The sequence below is a fragment of the Albidovulum sp. genome (genome assembly GCF_008933605.1).
GTDB lineage: Bacteria > Pseudomonadota > Alphaproteobacteria > Rhodobacterales > Rhodobacteraceae > Albidovulum.
In genome coordinates this window covers 1-9,202 of record NZ_WBUS01000123.1, presented here as the reverse complement: position 1 = coordinate 9,202, position 9,202 = coordinate 1, and the positions used below count along the sequence as shown (strand labels likewise).

The window sequence follows — 9,202 nt, the reverse complement described above, 5'->3', positions numbered from 1 at the left end:
GGGCTGGACATGGGCAGTCTCCGGAACGTCGGCTTCGGCCCCGCTGTCCCACGCATTGCAGCATCTGCAAAATCGTTATTTTAGATTGAATCATAAATTTCTTCCGCATATGAGCGCCGACAGGTTCACGGGGGGGCATCCCATGCGCTACGTCCAGCTTCGCGCCTTTCACAACGTCGCACTCCACGGCGGCTTTTCCCGCGCGGCGGAAGAACTGCACCTCACCCAGCCGGCGGTCTCGGACCAGGTGCGCAAACTCGAGGAGGAATACGACGTCCTTCTCTTCAGTCGCCTGAAAAAGCGTGTCACGCTGACACCGCAGGGCGAGCGCCTGCTGGAGATCACCCGCAGGCTCTTCGACAGCGAGGCACAGGCGCTGGAGCTTCTTTCGGAATCCCGGGCCCTGCGCGCCGGGACGCTCCGCATCGTCGCCGACAGCGCGCATCACCTCCTCCACATCCTGGCCCGCTTCCGCGACCGTCACCCCGGGGTGCGGATCACCGTGACGGCGGGCAATACGGAAACCGTGCTCGCCGCGCTTCATGCCTACGAGGCCGACATCGGCGTCCTCGGCGACCTGCCCGAGGGGCGCGACATCGAGGCGCTGCCGCTAGGTGCTACGCCGATCACCGCCTTCGTCGCCCGGACCCACCCGCTCGCCTCACGGGCGCGCCTCCGTCTTGCCGACCTTCCCGGCCTGCCTCTCGTCCTGCGCGAGGAGGGCTCCAAGACCCGCCGCAAACTCGAGGAGGCCGCGGCGGCGGACGGCATCGCCCTGACCCCCGCCATCACCGCCGAGGGCCGCGAGGCGGTACGCGAGATCGTCGCCTCGGGCGCCGGCGTCGGCTTCGTTTCCCTGGCGGAGTTCGGTGCCGACGCGCGGCTCGTCTTTATCCCCATCGCCGACGCCCCGGCACTGATGATGGAAGAGGCGCTCGTCTGCCTGCGCGAACGTCGAGCCGCGAAACTCGTCGCCGCCTTCTTCGACATCGCCCGCGCGATGCCGCCTGCCTGAGGCCCGCGCCGGTCGCCCGAAAAACATTTGCCCGCTAACGACTTCTGTGGAACGATCCGGCTATAGCGACCAGCCATCCGAGGTTCCCATGGCCGATCCCGCCCCCGCCCCCGCCGGCAAGACCAAGCTCGTCATCCGCAACATCGGCCAGATCCTCTCCGGCCGGATCGAGGAGCCGCTGATCGACGGCGACTGTGTCGTCTGCGAGGGCAGCCGCATCGCCGCCGTAGGCCGCGAGAAGGACCTCGACACCGGTCACGCGACCACCATCGTGGACGCGAAGGGCGTGACCCTCTGCCCCGGCCTGATCGACAGCCATGTCCATCCGGTGATCGGCGACTACACACCGCGCCAGCAGCAACTGAACTGGATCGATAGCTGCCTGCACGGCGGCGTCACCACGATGATTTCGGCGGGCGAAGTGCACGCGCCGGGCCGGCCGAAGGACATCGTCGGCCTCAAGGCGATGGCGATCGCGAGCCAACGCTGGTACGAGAATTTCCGCCCCTCGGGCGTCAAGGTCCACTCTGGCGCCCCGGTGATCGAGGAGGGCATGGTCGAGGAGGATTTCCGCGACCTCGCGGCGGCCGGCGTCCGGCTGCTGGGCGAGGTCGGCCTCGGCTCGGTCAAGGCCGGCGAGACCGCGGCGCAGATGGTGAAATGGGCGCGCAAATACGGCATCCAGTCGACGATCCATACCGGCGGCCCGTCGATCCCCGGCTCGGGCCTCATTGACAAGGACGTGGTGCTTGAGGCCGACGCCGACATCATCGGCCATATCAACGGCGGCCATACCGCGCTCCCGGACGACCAGATCACCTGCCTCTGCGAAAGCTGCCTGAGGGGGATCGAGATCGTCCATAACGGCAACGAGCGCGCCGGCCTTCTCGCCATGCGCACCGCCTTCGAACTGAAGCAGCCGGAACGGGTGATCCTCGGCACCGACGCGCCGGCGGGGTCAGGCGTCCAGCCGCTCGGCATCCTCCGCATGGTGGCGATGCTCTCAAGCCTCGGCGACGTGCCGCCCGAGATCGCCTTCTGCTTCGCCACCGGCAACACCGCACGGATGCGCGATCTCGACTGCGGCATCATCGCGCCGGGCAGGGCGGCCGACTTCGTCTTCCTCGATATGGCCCAGCACGCCCCCGGCAAGACCATGCTCGGCTCGGTACATCAGGGCAACCTGCCCGGCGTCGGCATGACGGTGATCGACGGCATCGTCCGCACCACCCGCAGCCGCAACACCCCGCCCGCGACCCGGGTGCCCGAGATCGTGAAGGGCGCCTGACCGCTGAGGTCAGGCGGGCGCGGCCTCGCGGAAGGCCGGTAGCGCCTGCTCGATCATCTCCGTGGTCGCCGTCAGGCAGAGGCGATACTGCCGCGGGCAGTGAAAGAGCGTCCCCGGCATGACGAAGACCTTCCGTTCCGCCAGCCGTCGGGCGAAGGCAAGCGAATCCCCGCCCGGCGCATCGCCCCACAGGTAGAAGGTCCCCTCCGGATCGACCATCCGGTAGCCCCACTGCTTCAGGGCACCGAGAAGCCGGTCGCGCTTCGCGGTCAGCGCCGGGATGTCGATCGACAGCGTCTCCAGCTCCGGCACCGCATATTGCATCGTCGCGTCCGGGAAGCCCCAGCCGAGCGCTGTCTGCACCGGAAAGATCGCGGCCGTGAGCGCGTTCCGGTCTGCCTCGGGCATCAACGGGCCGAGGGCGAGATACCCGATACGCTGCCCCGGAGAGAGCAGGATCTTGCCGTAGCTGTAGTCGATCAGCGTCCAAGGATAGACGGCAGCCGGCGAGGTGAACGCCGCGCCGTCGAAGCGAATGCGCCGGTAGGGTTCATCGGACAGGATGAAGATGCGCGCGCCGATCCGTTCGGATGCGGCATCCAGCACGCCGGCAAGTTCTTCGAGCCGGGCACGGCTGTAGATCCTTCCCGTCGGATTGTGCGGGCTGTTGACGACCACGATCCGGGTTCGCGGCGTGATCGCCCGCGCGATGGCGTCAATGTCGAGGTCGTAGCTCACCGGATCGAGCGGCGTGTGCACGCCCACATAGCCACGATGCGCCAGGATCGGCGCATAGGCGAACCAGCCGGGCTTCGGATGGATCACCTCGTCGCCGGGATTGAGCAGGAGATCGAAGGCGAGCGCGATGGCCTTGAACGCCCCCTGGGTCATGGTGATGTCGTCCGCGGCGACCGGCAATCCCATCTCGGCGCCCAGCGATGCCGCGACCGCCGCGGTCGCGCTGCCCACGCTGGACTTGTAGGCGAACCAGTCGTTGCCATTCGGTTCCGCCGCCGCCTTGATCGCCGCGACGAGCCCGGCAAGCGGACGTTCGTGCGGATTGCCGAAGGTGAAATCCGCGCCGTCCGCATCGGCGGCAAGGAACTGGTCCGCGAACTCCGAAACGACCCGTATGGACTCTCCGGCGCGGCGTGCGCCGTCAGAAACGATTGCCATGTCGCCCCTCCCCCGCAGCGGCCGGCAGGGCCGCGCTGTCATTCGTACAGGATCGGTTTCAACGTCGGTCGGGGCCTTGTCTCGCGACCCAAGGCGGCGCCCTGGTAATCACCCTGCGCTCAATCTGGTCGGCGATTTCCTCCACCCGCCGGACCTTCTCCATGTGTCCGCCAAGGGCTGCATAGTCGTCAAGCCGCATCGTGAACTCGACCGGCGCGACGAGCGCGGGGGTGGGCACGTAGCCGAAGGCGTTCGAGGGCATCTCGGTCACGTCGGCCATGAAGGTGATGCCGCCGCCGGGCCAGACGTAGCAGGGCGCGCCGCCGCAGGTCACCCGTGTCACCGCCTCCCGCACCGAGCGCGTCAGCCGCACCGGATTTTCCGTGACGCCGGCCCTGAGCGAGCCCCCCGCGCCGCCCATGAAGAGCACGGAGGTGACCGATGGCTCGCAGTTCTCGGCGATCCGTTCGACTGAGACCCTCAGGCTCGCCGGAAGCTCCGCCGGCGCGGGCCGCAGATCGTCGTCGAGCACGTAGTAGCCCCACTGCTCTCCGGTGGTGGAGACCATGAGGAGCGTGAGCCCCGGCCGCGCCGGTTCGCGCCATGGCCCGAGGATCGTCAGCGGATCCTCGATGTTCGTGCCGCCCCAGCCGGCGCCGGGCTCGGCCACGCGGAAATAGCGGCCCGGGGTGGACTTGTGGCCAAGGATCTTGATGCCGGTGGGCGCCACGTCCAGGAACTTGCCCGCCTGATGCTCGGAGAGAACGCCGGTGATGTGATCGTCAACCACCACAACTTCGTCCACCAACCCCTTCCACTGTCTCGCAAACATCCCGATGGTGGCCGAACCGCAGCCGACCCGCATCCGATGCTCCTCCACCCCGTTCACGACCGGCGGGCGGCCCGCCTGCAACACCACCTCGGCACCGCCGTCGATGGTGACCGTCACCGGTTCGCGGTTGCAGAGCCGGAGGAGCGCGTCGCAGGTGACGCGGCCTTCCTTCTTCCCGCCGCCGGTGAGGTGGTGAACGCCGCCGAGCGAGAGCATCTGCGAGCCGTATTCCGCCGTCATCACGTGGCCGACGGGCTCGCCGTCCACGCGGACGGGCGCCGCCTCGGGCCCGAGGAAGCGGTCGGTGTCCACCTTCACCTTGGCACCGCAGTAGGAAAAGATGCCCTCGGTAACGACGGTCACCATGTCCACCCCATCGTGTTCCTGCGCGACGATGAAGGGGGCGGGCTTGTAGTCGGGATAGGTCGTCCCCGCGCCGATGGCGGTGACGAAGGGACGGTCGGTCCCGAGGATGTCGCCGTTCCATTCGCCGGGCCCGAGTTCGAGGAACGGCACCACCTGCCCGTCGTCCTCCCGCGCCGCCTCGAGTACGGTGAAGGGGTCCAGGCGCACCAGTTCGCCGCCGTGGTTGGCATAGCGGTCGCAGGCGCCGGCGCGACCGTCGGCGATATAGCACATGACCGGGCAGGCGTCGCAGCGAATCTTGCCTTCCATACGAGATTCAACGGCTTGTCGGACCATCTTAATCCCCTCGCGCGGCGCGGATCGCCACCAGTATCCGGTCGGGTGTGGCCGGAAGCCGTGTCACCCGCGCCCCCGTCGCGTGGCGGATGGCCGACAGGATCGCCGGCGCGGTCGGGATCAACACATGCTCGCCCAGCCCCTTGGCGCCGTAAGGTCCGTGGGGGTCGGCGACCTCGACGATGTGCGAGGTGATCGGCGGCACGTCCCCGATCGTCGGGATGAGGTAGTCGTGCAGGTTGTCGGTCCGGCCGGGAATGTATTCCTCCATCAGCGCGAGCCCGATCCCCTGCGCGACGCCGCCGTGGATCTGTCCTTCCACCAGCACCGGGTTGATCGCGCGGCCGACGTCGTGGGCGGCGTGGATATGGTCGAGCGTCACGAGCCCGAGCGCGGTGTCCACGGTGAGTTCCACCATCTGCGCCGTGTAGCCGTAGACCGCATAGGGAACCCCCTGCCCGTTCGCGTCGAGCGGTTTCGTCGGCGGGTCGTAGCTTTCGGCCGCCTCGAGCACGTAGCCCGCGCCCACCGGCAGCGCCGCATGATGGCGGGTCCCATCCGGGGAGACGACGGTGACACCGTCCGCCGCAATCGTGATCCGCCCATCGGTCGCATTGGTCAGCCGCAAGACCTCGGCCCTGAGGGCGAGCCCCGTCGCCCGCGCGGCATTGCCCGACACGAAGGTCTGGCGCGAGGCGGAGGTCTTGCCGGCGTCGGGTGTCACATCGGTGTCGGGGCCGACGATCTCCACCGCCGTCACGTCCACGCCCAGCGCCCCGGCGAAGATCTGGGCGATGACGGTGTTCGCCCCCTGGCCGATGTCCATGGCCCCCTGGTGCAGCACGATGCGGCCTTCCGCAGTGATGCCCGCCCGGATCGTCGAGGGGTTCGGAAGGGAGGTGTTGCCGCAGCCATACCAGCCGCAGGCGATCCCGACGCCCCTGCGAAGTTCGCCGCCTTTCGCGTTGAAATCCCGTGCTTTCTCAATCGCCGCGTCCCAGACCGGCCGGAGCGCGTCGAGGCAGGGCCGGATGCCGACGCCCTCGTCGAAGACCTGCCCCGTCGCCGTCGGCACGCCGTTGTCGAGCGCGTTCAGATGGCGGAACTCCAGCCGGTCGATCCCGAGCGCCTCGGCGAGGTCGTCGAAGACGGCCTCCTGCGCGATGGCGGCCTGCGGCACGCCGAAACCGCGGAAGGCGCCGGCGGGCACGCAGTTCGTGTGGACGGCCTCGGTGCACGCCAGGTAGTTCGCGTGGGCGTAGGGGCCGCCGGCATGAACCGGAACCCGGTTCGCTACGGTCGGCCCCCAGGAGGAATGCGCGCCGGTGTTGAAGGTGCCGTCGAAGACGAAGCCGGAAAGCCGCCCGTCGCGCGTGGCCCCGGCCCGGACCCGCATTATCGCGGGATGCCGCTTCGTCGTAGAAGACATTGATTCAGCACGGGAATAGGCGATCCGCACAGCTCGCTTCAAGGCCTGCGCCGCAAGTGCCACATGCGGCTGCCAGGAAAGATCGAGCTTCGATCCGAAGCCGCCGCCGACCGCCGTCGGCACGATCCGGATGGCCTCGACGGGCAGGCCGAGGATGTCCGCAAGCGACTCGCGGTTCATGTGCGGCGCCTGGGTGCCACCATGCACCTCGATCCGGCCGTCCTGGCAGTCGGCATGTCCTGCCTCGGGCTCGATGTAGGCGTGCTCGATGAATCGGGTCTCGAACGCGCCCTCCGCCACCACCTCGGTGCGGGCGAGCGCCGTTTCGGGATCGCCCTTCCTGACGAGGCCCCGGCACATGACGTTCTCCGCGCGGCCCGCGTGAAAGGCTTGCAAGCCCTTCGCACCCTCGGGCTCGCGGGCCGCGGGCGTCGGCTCCCAACGCACTGGAAAGCTTGACGGATCGTACCTGTCCATGATTTCGGCGCAAGCGACGACGGCGGCCACCGCCTCGCCCCGGAACCGTGCAACCCCGGGGGCGTAGACAGGTTGGTCGATGAACCCCGGAATGACGCCGAAGGCATTCCGGCCGGGGATGTCGGCGGCCGTCAGGATCAGGTCGAGCCCCTGCGCGGCCTGGTAGGCGGCGAGGTCGCCGAAGGTGAAGGCGGCATGGTCATGCGGCGCGCGGATCACCTTCAGGACCAGCGCCCCCGCCGGGGTCGCGTCGTCGCCGAACCGCTCCGTCCCGTCCACCTTGCGCGCCCCGTCGATGCGGGGGATGGCGGCCCCGACGCCGGAGCCTTCGATACGGGGTGCGGCCACGCCCGTCACCGCGTCAATGATCTTGCGATAACCGGTGCAACGGCAGAGAACCCCACCGAGCGCGTCTTGGACCTCGGCCTCGGTGGGCGCCGGATTGGCGCGCAGAAGCGCGACGGCGGCCACCATCATGCCCGGTGTGCAGATCCCGCACTGGGCCGCACCGTGCCTGAGGAACGCCTCGGAAAGCCTTGCGAAAACAGGATCATTCTGACGGATTCCGGCGAGCGTCTCGACCCGGCGCTCGGCGGCCTGTGCGGCGGCGGTGATACAGGCGCAGACCGGGGCGCCGTCCAGAAGCACGGTGCAGGCACCGCAGTCGCCGGCGTCGCAGCCGACCTTGACCTCGGTGCAGCCGAAGTCACGCCGCAGCACCCGCGACAGGCGCTCCGCCCCGCCCGCATGGTCCACCTTGCGCCCGTTCAGGGTGAATCCGATCCCGTTCATGGCGCGGATCCGTCGAGCATCCGCCGGGCAAGCGCCATGACCGCCTCGCGCCGGTAGGCCGCGGTCGCGCGGACGTCGTCGATGGGCTGGAGGGCGGCGAAATGCACCGCCTCGACCGCTTGCACCAGCGACGCGCGGTGCCGGCCGGAGAGCGCGGCCTCGAGTTCGGGAAGTCGCACCGGCACGGGCGAACATGCGCCGACCGCGAGCCGCGCCGCGACCACACGGTCGGCCTCGAACCGGATGACGCCGGCGAGCGAGACGATGGAGATGACGAGATAGGCCCGGGCGCCAAGCTTGCCGAAGCCCGACCAGACCTCGCCCCCAAGAACCGGCACACGGATCGCCGTCACGATCTCGCCCGGGGCAAGCGCCGTCCGCCGCGGCCCGGCGATGAACCCGGCCAGCGGCAGGGTCCGCGTTCCCGCGGTCGAGGCCAGTTCCACCGATGCATCGAGCGCAAGAAGCACCGGCACGCCATCGGCCGCCGGCGAGGCGTTGCAGAGGTTTCCCGCGAGAGTTCCCGTGGTCTGGATCTGCACCGATCCCACCTGCCGGGCGGCCTGCTTCAAGGCGTCGAACTGCGGCGGCAGGTCGGCCCGCAGGACCTCGGCCCAGGTGACCGCGGCCCCGAAGCGCCAGTTGCCGCCGTCCTGCGCGATCCCCTTCAGGGCCGCGATCGCCGTCAGGTCCAGCACGCGCCCCGGCGCCGGCCGGTCGCCGAGCGCGGGAAAGACATCGGTGCCGCCCGCGAGCACGGTCGCCGGCGCCTCGGCCAGGAAGGCCAGCGCCTCGGTCAGCTCGCGCGGCCGGACGTATCCCATCTAGCGCAGCCCGTCCTTGCCCTCTGCCTCGTCGTGGCGAAGGTCGCCGAAGCGCGGCAGCGGCCGGCCGGCCACGGCGACGGCGACGGCGACGAGCATCTCATCCGCGCGCGGCGCGTCGTTCACGCTGACCTCCATGCCGTCGAAATGCGACCGGACATAGGCCGCGACCTTGTGGCCGAGGGGAATGTCGAGCGGATGGCCCGCTGCGCCGCGCTTCTTGTTCGACCGCACCAGGGCCGCACCCTTTTCCACCGCCGCGCAAGCGGTTTGCCGAGACGGGGGTGGAGGATCGCTGCGGCATGCTCCAGCTCGCCGTCGAGGCCGACGAGCGCGGCCTTGCCGTAGCTTTGCGCGTCGCCCGGAGGGATGCCGAGCGCCTTGACGCAGGCGTCGCCGAGGATGCCGCCGAGTTCCTCGCCGATCGCCATCAGCTCCTCGAGATCCTCGACGCAGCCGGCACAGGGATTCCCGATCACCGCATTGGCGGCGGCGCGGCGCGTCGGCGGGCTCTCCTTGCGGCCCATCTCGGACCGGACCTCCTCCACGATTGTCACGAGCTTTCGGATCCTGGCCCTCGTCATGCGACACCTCCCTGGTTGACGGCGCGCGGGCCCGCCCGTCCGACGCTGCGACCCTGCCCGTCGAGGACGAGGAAGGCCGCGCG

At 69.4% G+C, this 9,202-nt stretch carries 6 protein-coding genes and 1 pseudogene; 2 read left to right on the top strand and 5 right to left on the bottom strand.

Annotated elements, in window-relative coordinates; translation table 11 throughout:
- The first annotated feature begins 142 nt into the window (after positions 1–142).
- Together F9K34_RS14310 and F9K34_RS14305 are read left to right on the top strand one after the other, a co-directional pair.
- Entirely contained in the window at positions 143–1,015 is an 873-nt protein-coding gene (locus tag F9K34_RS14310) for a LysR substrate-binding domain-containing protein (RefSeq protein ID WP_291337649.1), read from the top strand.
- An 88-nt stretch (positions 1,016–1,103) separates the two neighbouring features.
- Complete coding sequence (locus F9K34_RS14305) at positions 1,104–2,303, top strand: amidohydrolase family protein (RefSeq protein ID WP_291337648.1); 1,200 nt, start codon at positions 1,104–1,106, stop codon at positions 2,301–2,303.
- Between the two features lie 9 nt (positions 2,304–2,312).
- On the opposite strand, the gene F9K34_RS14300 is transcribed toward F9K34_RS14305, so the two are convergent.
- The 5 genes and pseudogenes from F9K34_RS14300 to F9K34_RS14280 all read right to left on the bottom strand — a co-directional run bounded on the left by F9K34_RS14300 (position 2,313) and on the right by F9K34_RS14280 (position 9,119).
- Entirely contained in the window at positions 2,313–3,479 is a 1,167-nt protein-coding gene (locus F9K34_RS14300) for an aminotransferase class I/II-fold pyridoxal phosphate-dependent enzyme (protein WP_291337647.1), read from the bottom strand.
- A 58-nt stretch (positions 3,480–3,537) separates the two neighbouring features.
- Complete coding sequence (locus F9K34_RS14295; RefSeq protein WP_291337646.1) at positions 3,538–4,986, bottom strand: 6-hydroxynicotinate reductase; 1,449 nt, start codon at positions 4,984–4,986, stop codon at positions 3,538–3,540.
- A 28-nt stretch (positions 4,987–5,014) separates the two neighbouring features.
- The gene (locus tag F9K34_RS14290; RefSeq protein WP_291337645.1) at positions 5,015–7,711 is read right to left on the bottom strand and encodes a molybdopterin-dependent oxidoreductase; all 2,697 of its coding nucleotides are present in this window, start codon (positions 7,709–7,711) and stop codon (positions 5,015–5,017) included.
- Positions 7,708–8,535, bottom strand: a complete 828-nt coding sequence (locus F9K34_RS14285; protein WP_291337643.1) for an FAD binding domain-containing protein — start codon at positions 8,533–8,535, stop codon at positions 7,708–7,710. The genes F9K34_RS14290 and F9K34_RS14285 overlap by 4 nt, the downstream gene beginning before the upstream one ends.
- Positions 8,536–9,119, bottom strand: a pseudogene (locus F9K34_RS14280) (amino acid synthesis family protein). It abuts the gene before it with no gap.
- Between the last annotated feature and the right edge of the window lie 83 nt (positions 9,120–9,202).